Source organism: uncultured Nocardioides sp. (assembly GCF_947489365.1).
Classification (GTDB): Bacteria; Actinomycetota; Actinomycetes; order Propionibacteriales; family Nocardioidaceae; genus Nocardioides.
Map to the genome: position 1 here is coordinate 240,487 of NZ_CANLDB010000005.1, position 15,870 is coordinate 256,356.

Below are 15,870 nucleotides of genomic sequence, written 5' to 3' on the forward strand. Positions count from 1 at the left end.
GGCCCGAACGCACGCCGTACCAGCGCCGAGTCGGCCCGAACGCACGCCGCACGAGCGCCGAGTCGGCCCGAACGCACGCAGTACGAGCACCGGCAACCGGTGGTCGAGCAGCCGACGAGCGCCGGCGAGTCCGCGTCGTCGAGACCCGTTCGGGCCGACTCGGCACCCCCAGGGCACACGTTCGGGCCGACTCGGCACCCCCAGGACACACGTTCGGGCCGACTCGGCGTCCCTGAGAGGTGCGTTCGGGCCGACTCGGCCTCCTACAGCCAGCGGGGGGCGGGGTCCTCGCCGGGGAGGGTGCCGCGGCCGGTGGCCCAGGCGACGGCGTCGGGCAGGGACGCCTTCACCACGCGCTGGGCGGACGACGGGTCGCCGACCTGGACGTCGTCCGCGACGACGGCGACCTCGATCGCGTCGCGGCGCGACCACATCCCGACGACGTCGCGGAGCAGCCGCTCGAGGACCGGCGCGGGAACGTCGCGCACGCGGGCGCCGGAGTCGAGGTCCACGGCGTGGAGCCACACCTCCCGCATCCGCATCCACACCGTCTCCGAGGCGGGGACCTCCCGGCCCTGGGCGGTGCGGACGGTCCACGACCACCGTTCGTCCGGCAGGTCCCGCCACCGGACGTCGAGGTCGATCGCGGCGTGCTCGGCGAGGTTGCGCAGGGCGATCGGGCGCAGCGAGGCGCCGTAGGCGATCTCCTCGTTTCGCACCTCGGGCGAGGCGTACATCGGGTTCTCGACCCCGGTCGCCGCCCACTCCACCAGGCGGGCGAGTGCCCGGGCGTTGTAGCCGACGTGCGCGACCAGCGCCGCCCGGCTCCAGCCGTCCAGCAGGCTGGGGCCGGCGAGGTCGTCGTCCGCTACGTGGAGCAGCGCCCGCCGGAAGTACGCCGTACCCAGACGCACCGCCGCGAGGTCCGCGAGGACCCCGGGGTCGGTGGCCAGGTCGGAGCGCGCCGGCATCAGGCGGTGGTGTCGGCCGGGTCGGCGACGCAGCGGTTCCGCAGCTCGCCGAGCCCCTCGATCGCCGTCGTGACCTCGTTGCCGGGCACGAGGTAGCGCTGCGGGTCCCGCGCGTGCCCGACGCCGCCGGGGGTGCCGGTGAGGATCAGGTCCCCGGGGCGCAGCGTGATGATCGTCGAGGCGTACGCGACGAGCGCCTCGGGCCCGAAGACCAGGTCCGAGGTGGCGTGCTTCTGCATCGTCTCGCCGTCGACGGCGCAGGAGACGTCGGGTCCGGGCGACCAGGAGTCGGCGGTGACCAGGGCGGGCCCGACGGGCGTGGAGCGGTCCCACATCTTGCCCTGCAGCCACTCCTTGGTCCGGAACTGCCACGACCGCATGGAGACGTCGTTCGCGACCGTGTAGCCGGCGATCACGTCGGCGGCGTCGGCCTCCGACACGCGACGGCACGTCTTCCCGATGACCACGACGAGCTCGGCCTCCCAGTCCAGGGCCTCCTCGTCGCCGACCGGCAGCGGCAGGTCGTCGTACGGGCCGGCCAGCGTGTCGGCGTACTTCGCGAAGAGCGTGGGGTGCTCGGGCAGGTCCCGGCCCATCTCGGTGATGTGGGAGGCGTAGTTCAGCCCCACGCACAGCACCTTGCTCGGGTTGGTGACGACCGGCGCGAGGTCGAGGGACCCCGCGTCGTGACGGGGCCCGTCGGCGGCCTCGGCGCGCTCGCGCCACTCCGGCACCGCCAGCAGGGCGCCGACGTCCGGGACGTCGAGGATCTCGCGGGCCGAGCCGTCGTCGTCCTGGCGGGCGGCGACGGTGCCGGCACCGGTACGGAGCGTGACGAGCCGCATCAGACCTCCTCGACGTGGGTGCGGTCGAGCGACAGCCGCTCGACGATGGGGCCGTCGCCGAACCCGAACAGGTCGACGCCGTCCTCGCTGGTCATGCCGAACGGCACCCAGGACGGCACGCAGAACATGTCGCCCCGCTCGACGTGCTGGCGCTCATCCCCGAGGAGCACCTCGGCGGCGCCGTCGAAGACCTGGAACACCTGCGACCCCGACGTACGACGGGTGCGCGTCGTGGTGCCCGCGCGCAGGCGGTGGAACTCGGCGCGGATCGTCGGCATGACGTCACCGCCGGTGGTCGGGTTCACGTACCGGATCGCGGCGTGGCCCTGCTCGACGGTGGCCGGGAAGCCGGCCTCCTCGAGCTCGAGCTGCTCGGCGAGCGCAGCGTCCGTGTGCTCCCACCGGTAGGCGCCGATCGGCGAGGCGGCGGTGTCCTCGAGCTGCGACAGCGGCCGCAGGCCGGGGTGGCCCCACAGCTTCTCCGAGCGGGAGCGGTCCGGGGTGGACTCGTCGGTGACCCGGTCGGAGCCGAACTCGAAGAACCCGGTGTCGGTGTAGTGCACGAACGGGATGTCGAGACCGTCGATCCACGCCATCGGCTGGTCGGTCTCGTTGTGGTGGCCGTGGAAGTACCAGCCCGGGGTGAGCAGGAAGTCGCCGCGGCGCATCGCGACCGGGTCGCCGTTCACGACCGTCCACACGCCCTCGCCCTCGACCACGAACCGGAAGGCGTTCTGGGTGTGCCGGTGCTCGGGCGCGACCTCGTGACCGCCGAGGTACTGGATCGCCGCCCACAGCGTCGGCGTGATGTACGGGCGACCACCGAGGCCGGGGTTGGCCAGCGCGATCGCGCGGCGCTCGCCGCCGCGACCGACGGGGATGAGGTCCCCGGCGCGCTCGGCGAGCGGCAGCAGGGTGTCCCAGCGCCACACGTGCGGCACGGCCCGCGGCTCGGGGCTCATCGGCATCAGGCCCTCGCGCTCGGTCCAGAGCGGGACGAGGTTCTCCGCGTCGAAGTCCTTGTAGAGGACCTCGATCTGCGCGGCCTCCTCCTCGGTGGGCGGCGGGGCGGTCATGTTGTTGCCGGTCATCTCAGCTCCCTGCGGTGGTGAGGGTCAGGCGCTCGCGGAGCGCCTTCTTGTCGATCTTGCCGACCTTGGTCATGGGCAGTGCGGTGACGAGCTCGAGCCGCTCGGGCCACTTGTACGCCGCGACGCCCGAGGCGCCGAAGTGGTCGCGGATCGCCTCCAGGGTGACCTCGCGGCCCGCCTTCGGGACGACGTACACGCACAGTCGCTCGCCGAGCCGCTCGTCGGGCATCGAGACGGCGGCGACCATGTCGGCGGCCTCCATCGTGTAGACGAGCGTCTCGACCTCCTCGGCGGAGATCTTCTCCCCGCCGCGGTTGATCATGTCCTTGTCGCGGCCCTGGACGACGAGGTTGCCGTCGGGGCGGCGGACGACGACGTCGCCGGAGGCGTACCAGCCGTCGTCGACGAACGCCCGCGCGTTGTGGTCCGGGGCGCGGTAGTAACCACGCGGTGTGTACGGCCCGCGGGTGACGATCGAGCCGGGCTGCCCGTCCGGGAGGTCGTTGCCGAGCGGGTCGAGGATCCGGACCTCGTCGGCCTCGTGGACCGGCCGGCCCTGCGTCGAGCAGATGGCCTCGTCGGGATCTTCGAGGCGGGTGGTGTTGATCAGGCCCTCGGCCATGCCGAACACCTGCTGCAGCGTGCAGCCGAGCACGGGCCCGATCCGCGCGGCGTACGCGTCGGGCAGGCGGGAGCCCCCGACCTGGAGCACCCGCAGCGTCGACAGGTCGTGGACGCCGGGGTTCGCCTGGCGGTGCTCGACCCACGCCTGGGCGACGGCGGGGACGGCGGCCGACACGGTGACGCCCTCGGCCTCGATCGTGGCGAGGCTGCGCTCGGGCGCCGGGCTGGGCAGCATGACGACCCGCCCACCGACCAGCAGCGCGCCCAGCACGCCGGGGCAGGCCAGCGGGAAGTTGTGGGACGCCGGCAGCGTGCCGAGGTAGACGTCGTCCGACCCGAGGTCGCAGGTCGCGGCGGTGGCGCGGACGTTGCACGCGTAGTCGTCGTGCGTGCGGGTGATCAGCTTCGGCAGGCCGGTGGTGCCGCCGGAGATGAGGAAGCACGCCGGGGAACCGGGGTCGGGGTCGAGGGCGTCGACCGCCTCCCGCGTCGTACGGCGGTCCGCGTCGTCGGCGGGTGCCTCGAGCAGGGCCGCCAGGTCGACCGCGCCGCCGGTCGGCTCGCCGAGCACGAGGACGTGCTCCAGGTCGGGCAGGTCGGCGGCGAGCTCGTGGGCCAGGGCCTGGTGGTCGAAGTCGCGCAGGACCCCGGGGACGGCGACCGCCCGCGCCTCCGACAGCGCGGCGAGGTGCTCGAGCTCGTGGCGGCGGTGGGCGGGCAGCGCCATCACCGGGATCACCCCGGAGCGGAAGCAGGCGAGGGTGAGGACGACGAACTCCCAGCCGTTCGGCAGCTGCACGAGCAGCCGGTCGTCGGGCTCGAGACCGAGGTCGAGCAGCCGCAGCGCCGCCGCGTCGGCCCGGGCGACCATCTCGCCGTAGGTCATCCGGGTCGCGGGCTCGACGGCGGAGTCCACGAGGGCGACCTCGTCGGCGCGGGCGTCGGCGACCTCCCAGAGCAGGTCGCCGAGGGTGCGACCGAGCCAGTAGCCGGCCTCGCGGTAGCCGGCGGCCACCTCGGTCGGCCACGGCACGACGCCGTCGCGGGTGTGGTGCGGCACGTCTACTCCTTCACACTGTCGGGGTCTCGTGGCTCGTCGCTGGCGCTCCTCGCACCTCGACCTCCGACGGGCGGGCGGCGTGGGGTGGGGCGGGGACGACGAGCGCGTCGAGCGCGACCCAGCCGTCAGGGCCGACGCCGGGGGTGACCCGCAGGGGGTTGATCTCGACCTCGTCGAGGTCGGGGTGGTCGAGCAGCAGCCGGCCGAGGTCGGCCAGCAGGTCGGCGAGCGCGCCGGGGTCGACGACGGGTCCACCACGGTGGCCCTCGAGCAGCGCCCGCGCGCGCAACCGGCCGGGCAGCGCCTCGAGCTGGGCGCGGGTGGCGGGGACGGCGGCGAGCGCGACGTCGGCGTACACCTCGGTGGCGACGCCACCGACCCCGACGAGCACGACGGGGCCGAAGACGGGGTCGCGGCGGGCGCCGACGACGAGGTCGAGCCCGGAGCCCGCCATCTCCTCCAGGACCAGCCGCGGCGCGCCGAGTCCGCGGACCTGCGCCAGGGCGGCGTCGAGGGTGTCGTCGGTGACACCGACCACGACGCCCCCGACCTCGGTCTTGTGGGCGACGGCGGGGTCGCAGACCTTGAGGACGACGGGCCCGTCGAGCTCGGCCAGCGCGGCGCGGGCGCCGTCCTCGGTGACGACACGGCGGGCGGGCGTGGGGACGCCGAGGGCGTCGAGGAGGTCCTTGGCGCGGGCCTCGTCCCAGGGTCCGTCCACCGCGCCGGACCACGACCGGCCGGGGACGGCGTCCCCGGTGGCGCGGTGGCGGGTGCGGGCGTCGGCGACGAGGCCGACCAGTCCGGACACGAGCCCCCGCGCCCCGACCTGGCAGGCCAGCCCGCGCTTGGCGGCGTCGCGGCGACCGAGGGCGACCTCGTCGGCGGAGCCGTCGAGGCCGACGACGACGGAGGCGTCGCCCAGGTCGGCGGCGGCGACGGAGGCGGGGAGGTCGACGACCGGCTCCGCGAGGGCGTAGACGGCGACGAGGTCGACGCCGGGGTCGTCCGCGACGGCGGTGAGGACCTCGCCGTGGCGCGGGCCGGGGCGGCCGGTGTCGACGGGGTTGCCGAGGTGGGTCATCGGCGGCAGCAGGTCGGCGAGCCGCTCGCGCGCGGGGGCCCCGAGCTCCGGCAGCCGCACGCCGGCACCGAGCAGCGCGTCGGTGACGAGCAGGCCGGGCCCGGCCTGGGCGGTGACGAGGCCGACGCCCGGGTCGGCGTGCGGCGCGAGCCGCGTGGCGGCGAGCGTCGAGGCGACGGCGACCAGCTGCTCCTCGTCGTCCACGACCACGGCACCGGCCTGCTCCAGCAGGGCGCGGGTGGTGCGCCAGGAGGTGGCGAGGGCGCCGGTGTGGGACGTCGCGAAGTCCCCCAGGTCGTGCTCGCCGACGACGAGCGCGGCGACCGGGGTGGTCCGGGTCGTGGTGCGGACGGCGTCCAGCAGCGCCTCGCCGTCCGGCACGGTCTCGAGGTGCAGCGCGACGGCCCGGGTGCGGGGGTCGGCGGCGGCGTGGCGCAGCAGGTCGACGGCCCCGACCGACGTGCCGGCGCCGAGTCCGACGGCGAGGCTGACGCCCTGCCCGGCGCGCTCGAGGGCGAACATCAGCGCGTGGTTCAGCCCGCCGCTGGCGGCGACGACGGCCACGGACCCGGCCTCGACGCGGGCGACCCCGGGCACGAAGCTCGCCCGGAGGTCGGCCGCGGGGACCACGAAGCCGGAGGTGTTGGGTCCGAGGACGGCCAGCCGGTGGCGGGCGGCGACGTCGGCGAGCCGCTCCTGCAGGGCGACACCCTCGCCGCCCACCTCGGCGAACCCGCCCGCGCAGACCAGGGCGGCGCGGACGCCGACGCGCGCGCACTCCTCGAGCACGTCGGGGCACACGGCCGCGGGCACGCACAGGATCGCGAGGTCCGGGACGACGCCCAGGCTGGCGGCCGCGGCGGCGACATCGGTGTGCATCCCGTCGCCGCCGCGGGAGTTCACGAGCGCGACCGGCCGGTCGAACGACGCCAGCGAGGAGGCCATCGCCCCGCCGAGCTTGTCGTGGTCCGTCGAGGCGCCGACGAGCAGGATCGCGGCGGGGTCGAGCAGCGGCTGCAGGGTGCTCGTCGTGTCGGTCATCGGCTCGGTCATCGGGTCGCCACCGCGTCGGTCCGGGCGGAGAGGAGCAGCGTCTCGAGCGCCGCCTCGTCGGGCGCCTCGTCGTCGGGGGTCACGAGCACCGCGCCGAGGCCGCGCCACAGCCGCGCCTCCTCGGCGAGCACGCCGCGCGTGTACGACGTCCCGCCGGTGACGGCCACGACGCCGGAGCCCGGCAGCCCGTCGACGGCGCCGCCGAGGTCGGCCGCGTCGTCGGGGGCGACGACCTCGGTGACCGGCACGCGGCGGCCGGTGGCCGGGTCCTCGATCGCGCCGTCGGCGAGCACGAGCCGGCGTCCGAGGTCGACGCCGTCGACCGTCCACGGCGTGGCCGGGGCGGGGGTGCCGTGCTCGGCGAGCCAGGCCTCGCGGACGTCGCGGGCCAGGTCCGGGTCGCGCTGGGCGATCTTGTCGATCCCGATGCTGCGGGAGAAGAAGTGGAAGGCGAAGGTCAGCGGGTCGAGCGCGTCGCGGTAGCGGCCGAACCGCTCCCACCAGCCGAGGCTCGGCACGGAGGCGTCCTGGATCCGTCCGACCGAGCGCTGCCGCCGCTCGCCGTACGCCGTGAGCGCGGCCGGGAGGTCGGCGAGGCCGTCGTCCGCGAGGACCTCGCTCAGGACGACGGCGTCCTCCATCGCCATCTTCGTGCCGGAGCCGACGGAGAAGTGCGCGGTGTGGACGGCGTCGCCGAGCAGGACGACGTTGGCCCCGGCGGAGGCGGAGTGCCACGTCCGCGTGCGGCGGGTGCGGAAGCGGCCCCACCGCGAGTTGTTGGCGACCAGGCCGTGCCCGTCGATGTCGTCGGCGAAGAGCTTCTCGAGGTAGTGCTGCGTCTCGAGGTCCGAGGGGCCGGGCGGCTGGGTGACGTCGAACCGGTCCATCCCGGCGCGCTCCCAGGTGTCCGGGTCGGTCTCGACGATGAAGGTGCCGAGCTCGTCGCTGATCGGGTAGCCGTGGACGGCGAAGTGGCCGTGCTCGGAGGCCCGGTGCAGGAAGGTCAGTCCGTCGAAGCGGTACGTCGTCCCGAACCAGATGAAGTGGGCGGTCGCCTCCTCCACGGTGTGGCCGAGGTCGACGTGGTCCGCGAGCCAGCCCCGGACGGCCGAGTTCGCCCCGTCGGCGCCGACCACGAGGTTGTGCGTCGCGGCGAGGACGTCGACCTCGGGGGCCTCGGTGTCGAAGCGCAGCTCGGCGCCGGCCCGCTCGGCGTTGTCCTGGAGCAGTCGCAGCAGGGTGCGGCGGTGGATGGCGGCCATGCCGTTGCCGGAGAAGCCGTGGGTCGCCACCCCGGCCTCGGAGGCGAGACGGACCTCGATGCGGTCCCAGTGCTCGCCGTGGTCGCGCAGCCCGTCGCGCAGCACCGGGTCGGCCTCGTCGATCGCCCGCAGCGTGGCGTCGGAGAAGACGACGCCGAAGCCGAACGCGTCGTCGCGTCCGTTGCGCTCGAAGACGGTCACCTCGAGGTCGGGACGGCGGGTGCGGAGGAGAGCGGCGAGGAACAGGCCCCCGGGTCCTCCCCCGACGATCGCGATGCGGCTGGCCATGTCCTCACCGTAGGCCAGATCCGACCCATGTGCAACAGACAGACGGTGGACGTGCGAAATGTGTTGCGTTATGGTCTGCGCCACACCGACCCCGTCCCCCGGGAGCACCGCATGACCTCCAGCCCCGCCCTCTCCGACGCGACCGACGCGACGCCCGCGACCGACGGCGGGCGTCGACGCAGCCCCGGCGTCGTCATCGCCCTCTGCTTCGTCGCGATCGTCTTCGACGGCTACGACCTCGTCGTGTACGGCGCGATCGTCCCCGACCTGCTCGCCTACACCGAGTGGGGCATGACGCCCGTCGACACCGGCCGCGTGGGCAGCCTCGCGCTGCTCGGCATGCTGTTCGGGGCCCTCTCGATCGGCTACCTCACCGACGTCGTCGGACGCCGGAAGGTCATGCTCGCCTCGGTCGCCGTCTTCTCGGTCCTGATGCTGGCCAGCGCGCTCGCGCCGTCCCCCTTCTGGTTCGGCACCTTCCGCTTCCTCGCCGGCCTCGGCCTCGGCGGCGTCATCCCCACCGCGATCGCCCTGACGGTCGAGTACTCCCGCCCCGAGCGCCGCAACACCAACAACGCCCTGATGTTCTCCGGGTACGCCGTCGGCGGCATCGCCTCCGCGCTCGCCGCGCTCGCGCTGCTCGACACGGTCGGCTTCCGCGGGATGCTCGCGCTCGGCGCCCTGCCGCTGGTGACCGTCGTCCCGCTGCTGTTCTGGCTGCTGCCGGAGTCGCCTTCGTACCTCGCGGCGCAGGGGCGCCACGCGGAGGCCGCGGAGCTGCGGCGCACCTACGGGCTGCCGGACCCCGCGGTCGCGAAGGACGGTCCCGCCCCCGCCGGCGACCGGCTCGCCACGCTCGTGCGGGGCCGCTGGCTCGTCGCGACCGTCCTGTTCTGCCTCGCCGGGATCGCGGGCCAGACCCTCATCTACGGCCTGTCGACCTGGCTGCCGCAGCTGATGGTCGTCGCGGGCTACTCGGTCGACTCCTCGCTCGCGTTCCTGCTCACCGTCAACGTCGGCGCGGTCGTCGGCGTGGTCGTGTCGTCGTACGCCGCGGACCGATTCGGGCCCCGCCCGGTCACGGTCGTCTCGTTCACCGCGGCCGGCGTCGCGCTCGTCCTCATGGGCACCGGCCTGGCGAGCCTGCCGGTGATGTTCGCCCTCGTCGCCGTGGTCGGGTTCGGCTCCATCGGGGCGCAGATCCTCGTCAACGGCTTCGTCGCCACCTACTACCCGGACACCTCCCGCGCGAGCGCGCTCGGGATCACGCTCGGTCTCGGTCGTCTCGGGGCGATCCTGGCCATCTACGGCGGCGGCGTGCTCGTCGCCGCCGAGCTCGGCGACCTCGTCAACTTCGCCGTGTGGGCCCTCGCGGCCGCGCTCGGCGTGGCGGCGCTGCTCGCCGTGCCCCGTCGCTCCACCCTGTCCTGACCCGGCCCCACCCCCACCCGAGAAGAGAGACCCGCATGTCGCACACCTTCGTCCTGATGCACGGCGCCTGGCACGGCGGCTGGGGCTGGAACCCCATCGCCGCGCACCTCCGCGCCGCCGGCCACACGGTCGCGCTGCAGCCCACCGCCCCGGGCCTCGGGGACGACGACCCGCGCGGCGTCGGGCTGTCCGACGTCGTCGACCACCTGGTCGGGGTCGTCGAGCGCGCCGACCTGCGCGACGTCGTCCTCGTCGGTCACTCCTGGGGCGGCATGGTGCTCACCGAGGCGGCCCCGCGGCTGCGCGACCGCCTGGCCCGGCTCGTCTACTTCTCGGCGTTCGTGCCCGAGGCCGGCGAGTCGCTCTACGACCTCGTGCCCGGCGACTACCAGGGCCTCTTCGGCCAGCTCTCCGCCGCCTCCGACGACAACACGGTCTCCATGCCGCTCGAGGTGTGGCAGGGCGCGTTCATGCAGGACGCCTCCGCCGAGGAGCAGGTCCTCGCCCACTCCCTGATGAAGCCGCACCCCTACGCGACGTTCACCGACGCCGTCACCACCGGTCCCGGCGACCTCGGCGTGCCCACGTCGTACGTCATCTCACCGGACGACGTCGCCCTCCCGCCGGGCGAGTTCGCGTGGGCCCCGCGGTTCCCGAACCGCCTCCCCGACACCCGCCTGGTGGAGACGGTCGGCAGCCACGAGTCCCTCTTCACCGCCCCCGCCGCCATCGCGGAGGCGCTGGTCAGGGCCGCCGACTGAGCCCACGCTGGTCGAGGTGCGAGCGTCGCGCAGCGACCGAGCCTCGAGACCCCGCGAGACGCACGACCACACCTCACCGGGTTTCGAGGCTCGTCGCCGGCGCTCCTCGCACCTCAACCAGCGGTGGTCGAGGTGCGAGCGAAGCGAGCCTCGAAACCCCGTCAGCGTGACGGCTCAGACGTGGTCGGCGGCGAGGTTCTGCAGGCGGACGCTGCCGCGGGAGACCACGCGGTCGCCCTGGCTCGTCGTGACGTCCCAGACCTGCTGCAGCCGGCCGCGGTGGACGGGCGTGGCGACCGAGGTCAGGGGGCCGTCCTTCGTGGCGCGCAGGAAGTCGGTGGTGTTGGACACGCCGACGACCTGGCCGTCCTCGCCGAGCCACAGCGCGGCGCCGATGCTCGCGAGCGTCTCCACGACGCTGCAGTGCACGCCGCCGTGGACGATCCCGTACGGCTGGTGGAGCGCCTCGCGGGCCTCCCAGGTGGCGACGACGCGGTCGGCGCCGGCCTCCGTCAGGTCGAGGCCCAGCCACTCCGCGAAGGGGCCCAGCATGCCGTTCAGCTCGCTCATGTGACCCATCCTCACCGACCCGCGGCCCCGGCGGTCCGACAGGTCACGACACGACCGTTATCTGTGACAGATCACTTGACGAACGCACAACTTGTGTAGAACCTTTCGGCCACCAGCCCCGCATGACCCACGTCACACTTCGCAGACCTCGACGCCCCAGGAGCCACCCGTGCCCGCACTGCCCTCCCGCCGTCTCGCCCCGGCCGCCGTCCTGTCCACCGCCGCCCTCGTCCTCGCCGGCTGCGGCGGGGGCTCGCTGTCCGAGGACTCCGGGGACGGCGGCGACGACACCGTGACCGTCGGCCTCGTGCTCCCGGCGTCCGGCGTCTACGAGCCGCTCGGCGTCGACATGACCCGCGGGTGGGAGCTCTACCTCGAGCAGAACGACGGCATGCTCGGCGACCGCGAGATCGAGGTCGTCACGGCCGACGAGGGCGAGGGCCCGGACGTCGGCGTCCCCGCCACCACCCGCGTCATCACGCAGGACCAGGCCGACGTCGTCGTGGGCATCGTCAACTCCGCAACGGCGCTCGGCGTCAAGGAGGGGCTGGCCTCCTCCGAGGTCCCGCTGATCGTCGCCAACGCCGGCGCGGACGACCTCGCCGACGGCTCCGAGTGGGTGTGGCGGACGTCGTTCACCAACGGCGGCATCGCCGCCTCCCTGGGCGAGCAGGTCGCCGAGGACGTCGGCGACGAGCCGGTCTACCTGATGGCCGCCGACTACGCCGCGGGCGAGGAGTCCATGGCCGGGTTCCGCGAGGCGTTCGAGGCCGCGGGCGGCACGGTGGCCGGGGAGTCGCTGACGCCGTTCGGGACGACGTCGGACTACCAGCCGTTCCTGACCCGCGCGCAGAACTCCGACGCGGGCGCGATCTACGCCTTCTACGCCGGCGCGGAGGCCGTCAGCTTCGTGACCCAGTACCGCGAGTTCGGCGCCGCCGAGGACCTCCCCCTCTACGGCCCCGGCTTCCTCACCGAGGGCGGCGTCCTCGAGGCGCAGGGCGACGCCGCGGTCGGCGTCCAGACCGCGATGCACTACTCGAACCTCCTGGACACCCCGGAGAACACCGAGTTCGTCGACGCCTACGTCGAGGCGTACGACGCCCAGCCCACGACGTACGCCGTCCAGGCCTACGACGCGGCCGCGGCGCTCGACGCGGCGCTGGCCACCTCCGACGGCACCAGCGGCGCGGACATCGCGGCCGCGCTCGGCGAGGTCGGCGAGTTCTCCGACAGCCCCCGCGGCCCGTGGAGCTTCGACGACGACCACAACCCGGAGCAGACCTACTTCCTGCGCGAGGTCGAGGACGTCGACGGCGCCCCCGGCAACGTCGTGCAGGGCGAGCTGAACTGACCGCTCGCCCCCGGCGGGTCGAGACCCCGAGCAGAGAAGAGACCCACCCATGGGCTGGCTCGACGCCAACCTGATCAGCGTCCTCAACGGGTTCGCCCTGGCGGCACTGCTGTTCCTCATCGCCGTGGGGCTGTCGCTGGTGTTCGGCACGATGGACGTGCTGAACCTGGCCCACGGCAGCCTCTCCCTGATCGGGGCCTACCTCGGGGTCGCGCTGGTCGGGGACGGAGCCTCGATCGGGGCCTTCGTGCTCGCGGCGCTGCTGGCCGCCGTGGTCGGCGCGCTGCTCGGGGCCGCGCTGGCCGCGATGACCAGCGCGATCACCGACCACCTGCGGCAGGCGCTGCTCACCCTGGGGGTGGCCCTGATCGCGGCGGACGTCCTGCGGGAGCTGTTCGGCTCCGACCCCGAGCGGGTCTCGGCCCCGGCGGCGCTGGCGGGCTCGGTCGACGTCCTCGGGCGGCCCTACCCCGTCTACCGCCTGTCGGTCGTCGCCGTCGCGGTGGTGATCGGGCTCGCGCTCTACTACGTGCTCGAGCGCACCCAGGCGGGTGCGATCGTCCGCGCCACGGTCGCCGACCGCGGCATGGTCGAGGCGATCGGCATCCGCTCCCAGGTCGTGCTGCTCGGCGTGTTCGGCGTCGGCGCGGCCCTGGCCACGCTCGGTGGCCTGCTCGCCGGGCCCGTCCTCGGCGCCCGGCCCGGCCTGGACTCGACGGTGCTGCTGCTCGCGCTCGTCGTCGTCGTGGTCGGCGGCCTCGGCTCGGTCCGCGGGGCGCTGCTCGGCGCGCTGCTCGTCGGGCAGGTCCAGACCCTCGGGGTCAGCCTCCTGCCCGGGCAGGCGTCGTTCCTGCTCTTCGGGGCGATGGCCCTGGTGCTGCTGCTGCGTCCCCGGGGCCTGCTGCCCTCGCCGTACGCCCACGCCGGGGGCCACGCATGAGGCGCGCGCTCGTCCCGGGCGTCGTCGTCGCGGTGGTGCTGGTGCTCGTCGCGCTGCCGCTGTTCCTGACGCCGTACCCCATCTCGCTGGTCACGCGGATCCTCGCCTTCGGGCTGCTCGTCGTGTCCGTCGACCTGCTGACCGGCGTCACCGGGCTGCCGTCGCTGGGCCAGATCGCGTACTTCGGGGTCGGCGCCTACACCGCCGGGATGGTCGGGGTGCACGTCACCGACAACCTCCCCGTCCAGCTCCTCGCCGGGGTCGCGCTGGCCGCCGTGGCCGCCCTGGTCACCGGCGCCTTCGTGGTCCGGACCTCGGGGATCGTCTTCCTCATGGTCACCCTCGCCGTCGGCGAGCTGACCCACCGCCTCGCGGACGGCCTCGACGCCGTCGGCGGCAGCAACGGCCTGGCGGGCATCCCCCCGGGCACGGTGCTGCCGGGCGGGGAGCCGCTGCTGATCGCCGGGTTCGTCTACTGGTGGGTGCTCGCCGTCTTCCTGCTCGGGATGGCCGTCGCCCTCGTCGTCTCGCGCTCGCCGCTGGGCCGGGCGATGCGCGGCGTCCGGGAGGCCGAGGGCCGCCTGCCCGCCCTGGGCCAGCGGACCTACGCGATCAAGCTCGCCGCGTTCGTCGTCGCGGGCGCCGTCGCCGGTGCGGCCGGCACGGCGTGGACGGCGCAGAACCGGTTCGTCTCCCCCGGCGACCTCGCGTTCTCGGTCTCGGCGATCGCTCTCCTGAGCGTCGTCCTCGGCGGCGCCGGCACCCTGTGGGGCCCGCTGCTGGGCGCCGCGGTCGTCATCGTCGTCCGCGACGAGCTGGCGGCGTACGTCGCCGGGTACGGCGAGCTGCTGCTCGGCGTCCTGTTCGTCGTGGCCGTCTACGCCCTGCCCCGCGGCATCGCGGGCTCGAGACTGAGGCGGGTCCCGTCGGTGAAGCCCGCATGACCGCCCTGCTCGAGGTCCAGGGCCTCACGCTCCGGTACGGCGCGGTCACCGCCGTCGACGACGTCACCCTCACCGTCGCCGAGGGGTCGCGACACGCCCTGATCGGCCCGAACGGCGCCGGCAAGTCGAGTCTCTTCTCGGTGCTCGGCGGGGCCACGCGGGCCACCTCCGGCACGGTGCGCTTCGGCGGCACCGACATCACCTCGGCCGACGAGGTCGCCCGCGCCCGCGCCGGGCTGGTGCGGACCTACCAGCACTCCAGCCTGTTCCTGCGGCTGTCGGTGCTCGACAACGTCAAGCTCGCGGTCGAGCGGCAGAGCGGTCGGCCCCTGCGGCCCTGGCCCTCCCCGCGCGCCGACCGTCGCGTCGCCGCGGCGGCGCTGGAGCGGCTCGAGCAGGTGGGCCTCGCCGAGCGACGCCGCGAGCCGGTGTCGTCGCTGTCCCACGGCGAGCGCCGCCAGCTCGAGGTCGCCCTCGTGCTCGCCTGCGAGCCACGGCTCGTGCTGTTCGACGAGCCCACCGCGGGCATGTCCGCGGCGGAGACCACCCGCTTCCTCGAGCTCGTCGAGGGCCTGCCGCGCGAGATCACCACCGTCGTCGTCGAGCACGACCTCGACGTCGTGTTCCGCCTCGCCGACCGCATCAGCGTCCTCGCCGCCGGGAGGCTGATCGCCGACGGCACCCCCGAGGAGGTCCGCTCCGACGCGGGGGTCAACGCGGCCTACCTCGGCGCCGCCGACGGCCGCGAGGCGCTCTTCACCGACGCCCCCGACCCCACCACCGAAGGGGGCCGCGCATGACCACGCCTGTTCCTGCCGCGCCCGTCATGACCGTGCGCGGTCTCGTCTCCGGGTACGACGGCAGCCGGGTCGTCGACGAGGTCGACCTCACCGTGGCCGCCGGCGAGACCGTCGCCCTGCTCGGTCGCAACGGCGTCGGCAAGACCACCCTCGTCGAGACGGTGATGGGCCTGGTCCGGCCGGTCGCCGGGCAGGTGCTCGTCGGCGCCGACCAGGTCGACGTCGCCGGCCGCAAGCCCCACGTCGTCGCCCGCGCCGGCGTCGCGATCGTCCCCCAGGGACGCCGGGTCTTCGCCCCGCTGACGGTGGAGGAGAACCTGCGGGTGGCTGCCCGCAAGCGGAAGGGCCGGACCGGCCAGACCTGGACCGTCGACGGCGTCTACGCCCTCATGCCCCGCCTGGCCGAGCGTCGTACCAACCTGGGCTCGCAGCTCTCGGGCGGCGAGCAGCAGATGCTCGCCATCGGCCGCGCCCTGCTCGGCTCGCCGGACCTGCTCCTGCTCGACGAGCCCTCCGACGGCCTCGCCCCCGCGGTCGTCGAGACCGTCGGGGAGGTTCTCCGCGACCTCGCCGGCTCCGGCATGGCGCTGCTGGTCGTCGAGCAGGACCTGCGGCTCGCGTTCTCGGTGGCCGACCGGGTCGTGGTCATGAACAAGGGCCGGATCGTCCACGAGTCCACGACCGCGGAGTTCCGCTCCGACGGCGCCCGCGCCCGCTCGCTGCTCGGGATCGGCTGAGTCGGCGCGGCCTCGGAGATCGAGGTGCGAGCGTCGCGCAGCGACCGAGCCACGA

At 74.5% G+C, this 15,870-nt stretch carries 14 protein-coding genes; 7 read left to right on the forward strand and 7 right to left on the reverse strand.

Features of this window, described 5'->3' with window-relative positions; genetic code table 11:
- Positions 1–263 precede the first annotated feature (263 nt).
- The 6 genes from Q0858_RS15550 to Q0858_RS15575 are packed head-to-tail and all read right to left on the reverse strand — an operon-like array spanning position 264 to position 8,278.
- On the reverse strand, positions 264–971 hold the full coding sequence (locus Q0858_RS15550; RefSeq protein ID WP_299056250.1) for a maleylpyruvate isomerase family mycothiol-dependent enzyme: 708 nt from the start codon (positions 969–971) through the stop codon (positions 264–266).
- On the reverse strand, positions 971–1,816 hold the full coding sequence (locus Q0858_RS15555) for a fumarylacetoacetate hydrolase family protein (RefSeq protein ID WP_299056253.1): 846 nt from the start codon (positions 1,814–1,816) through the stop codon (positions 971–973). Before Q0858_RS15555 ends, Q0858_RS15550 begins: the two co-directional genes overlap by 1 nt.
- Entirely contained in the window at positions 1,816–2,907 is a 1,092-nt protein-coding gene (locus tag Q0858_RS15560) for a cupin domain-containing protein (protein WP_299056255.1), read from the reverse strand. The genes Q0858_RS15555 and Q0858_RS15560 overlap by 1 nt, the downstream gene beginning before the upstream one ends.
- Position 2,908: 1 nt before the next feature.
- Positions 2,909–4,591 carry an AMP-binding protein gene (locus tag Q0858_RS15565; protein ID WP_299056257.1) on the reverse strand — a complete coding sequence of 561 codons (1,683 nt, stop codon included), beginning with the start codon at positions 4,589–4,591 and terminating at the stop codon, positions 2,909–2,911.
- 10 nt (positions 4,592–4,601) lie between these two features.
- Positions 4,602–6,716 carry an acetate--CoA ligase family protein gene (locus tag Q0858_RS15570; RefSeq protein ID WP_299056260.1) on the reverse strand — a complete coding sequence of 705 codons (2,115 nt, stop codon included), beginning with the start codon at positions 6,714–6,716 and terminating at the stop codon, positions 4,602–4,604.
- An 8-nt stretch (positions 6,717–6,724) separates the two neighbouring features.
- Positions 6,725–8,278, reverse strand: a complete 1,554-nt coding sequence (locus Q0858_RS15575) for an FAD-dependent monooxygenase (RefSeq protein ID WP_299056261.1) — start codon at positions 8,276–8,278, stop codon at positions 6,725–6,727.
- Between the two features lie 111 nt (positions 8,279–8,389).
- Here Q0858_RS15575 and Q0858_RS15580 point away from each other — a divergent pair, with 111 nt between their 5' ends.
- Complete coding sequence (locus Q0858_RS15580; RefSeq protein WP_299056263.1) at positions 8,390–9,709, forward strand: aromatic acid/H+ symport family MFS transporter; 1,320 nt, start codon at positions 8,390–8,392, stop codon at positions 9,707–9,709.
- 35 nt (positions 9,710–9,744) lie between these two features.
- Positions 9,745–10,470: an alpha/beta fold hydrolase gene (locus Q0858_RS15585; RefSeq protein WP_299056266.1), complete on the forward strand. Its 726-nt coding sequence runs from the start codon at positions 9,745–9,747 to the stop codon at positions 10,468–10,470.
- 174 nt (positions 10,471–10,644) lie between these two features.
- Here Q0858_RS15585 and Q0858_RS15590 read toward each other — a convergent pair whose 3' ends face one another.
- Positions 10,645–11,040 (reverse strand): PaaI family thioesterase, encoded by a 396-nt coding sequence (locus tag Q0858_RS15590; RefSeq protein ID WP_299056269.1) that lies wholly within the window; start codon positions 11,038–11,040, stop codon positions 10,645–10,647.
- 169 nt (positions 11,041–11,209) lie between these two features.
- Between Q0858_RS15590 and Q0858_RS15595 the strand changes: the two genes are divergently transcribed.
- The 5 genes from Q0858_RS15595 to Q0858_RS15615 are packed head-to-tail and all read left to right on the forward strand — an operon-like array spanning position 11,210 to position 15,815.
- Positions 11,210–12,394 (forward strand): ABC transporter substrate-binding protein, encoded by a 1,185-nt coding sequence (locus Q0858_RS15595; RefSeq protein ID WP_299056272.1) that lies wholly within the window; start codon positions 11,210–11,212, stop codon positions 12,392–12,394.
- A 49-nt stretch (positions 12,395–12,443) separates the two neighbouring features.
- Complete coding sequence (locus Q0858_RS15600; protein WP_299056274.1) at positions 12,444–13,334, forward strand: branched-chain amino acid ABC transporter permease; 891 nt, start codon at positions 12,444–12,446, stop codon at positions 13,332–13,334.
- The gene (locus tag Q0858_RS15605; protein ID WP_299056276.1) at positions 13,331–14,278 is read left to right on the forward strand and encodes a branched-chain amino acid ABC transporter permease; all 948 of its coding nucleotides are present in this window, start codon (positions 13,331–13,333) and stop codon (positions 14,276–14,278) included. The genes Q0858_RS15600 and Q0858_RS15605 overlap by 4 nt, the downstream gene beginning before the upstream one ends.
- Positions 14,275–15,078: an ABC transporter ATP-binding protein gene (locus Q0858_RS15610; RefSeq protein WP_299056279.1), complete on the forward strand. Its 804-nt coding sequence runs from the start codon at positions 14,275–14,277 to the stop codon at positions 15,076–15,078. Before Q0858_RS15605 ends, Q0858_RS15610 begins: the two co-directional genes overlap by 4 nt.
- Positions 15,075–15,815 (forward strand): ABC transporter ATP-binding protein, encoded by a 741-nt coding sequence (locus Q0858_RS15615; RefSeq protein WP_299056282.1) that lies wholly within the window; start codon positions 15,075–15,077, stop codon positions 15,813–15,815. The genes Q0858_RS15610 and Q0858_RS15615 overlap by 4 nt, the downstream gene beginning before the upstream one ends.
- Positions 15,816–15,870 lie beyond the last annotated feature (55 nt).

Coding starts and splice junctions, on each gene's coding strand:
- Q0858_RS15615 (WP_299056282.1), top strand. CDS start 15,075: ATGACCACGCCTGTTCCTGCCGCGCCCGTCATGACCGTGCGCGGTCTC.
- Q0858_RS15580 (WP_299056263.1), top strand. CDS start 8,390: ATGACCTCCAGCCCCGCCCTCTCCGACGCGACCGACGCGACGCCCGCG.
- Q0858_RS15600 (WP_299056274.1), top strand. CDS start 12,444: ATGGGCTGGCTCGACGCCAACCTGATCAGCGTCCTCAACGGGTTCGCC.
- Q0858_RS15585 (WP_299056266.1), top strand. CDS start 9,745: ATGTCGCACACCTTCGTCCTGATGCACGGCGCCTGGCACGGCGGCTGG.
- Q0858_RS15555 (WP_299056253.1), bottom strand. CDS start 1,816: ATGCGGCTCGTCACGCTCCGTACCGGTGCCGGCACCGTCGCCGCCCGC.
- Q0858_RS15575 (WP_299056261.1), bottom strand. CDS start 8,278: ATGGCCAGCCGCATCGCGATCGTCGGGGGAGGACCCGGGGGCCTGTTC.
- Q0858_RS15550 (WP_299056250.1), bottom strand. CDS start 971: ATGCCGGCGCGCTCCGACCTGGCCACCGACCCCGGGGTCCTCGCGGAC.
- Q0858_RS15560 (WP_299056255.1), bottom strand. CDS start 2,907: ATGACCGGCAACAACATGACCGCCCCGCCGCCCACCGAGGAGGAGGCC.
- Q0858_RS15570 (WP_299056260.1), bottom strand. CDS start 6,716: ATGACCGACACGACGAGCACCCTGCAGCCGCTGCTCGACCCCGCCGCG.
- Q0858_RS15590 (WP_299056269.1), bottom strand. CDS start 11,040: ATGAGCGAGCTGAACGGCATGCTGGGCCCCTTCGCGGAGTGGCTGGGC.
- Q0858_RS15610 (WP_299056279.1), top strand. CDS start 14,275: ATGACCGCCCTGCTCGAGGTCCAGGGCCTCACGCTCCGGTACGGCGCG.
- Q0858_RS15605 (WP_299056276.1), top strand. CDS start 13,331: ATGAGGCGCGCGCTCGTCCCGGGCGTCGTCGTCGCGGTGGTGCTGGTG.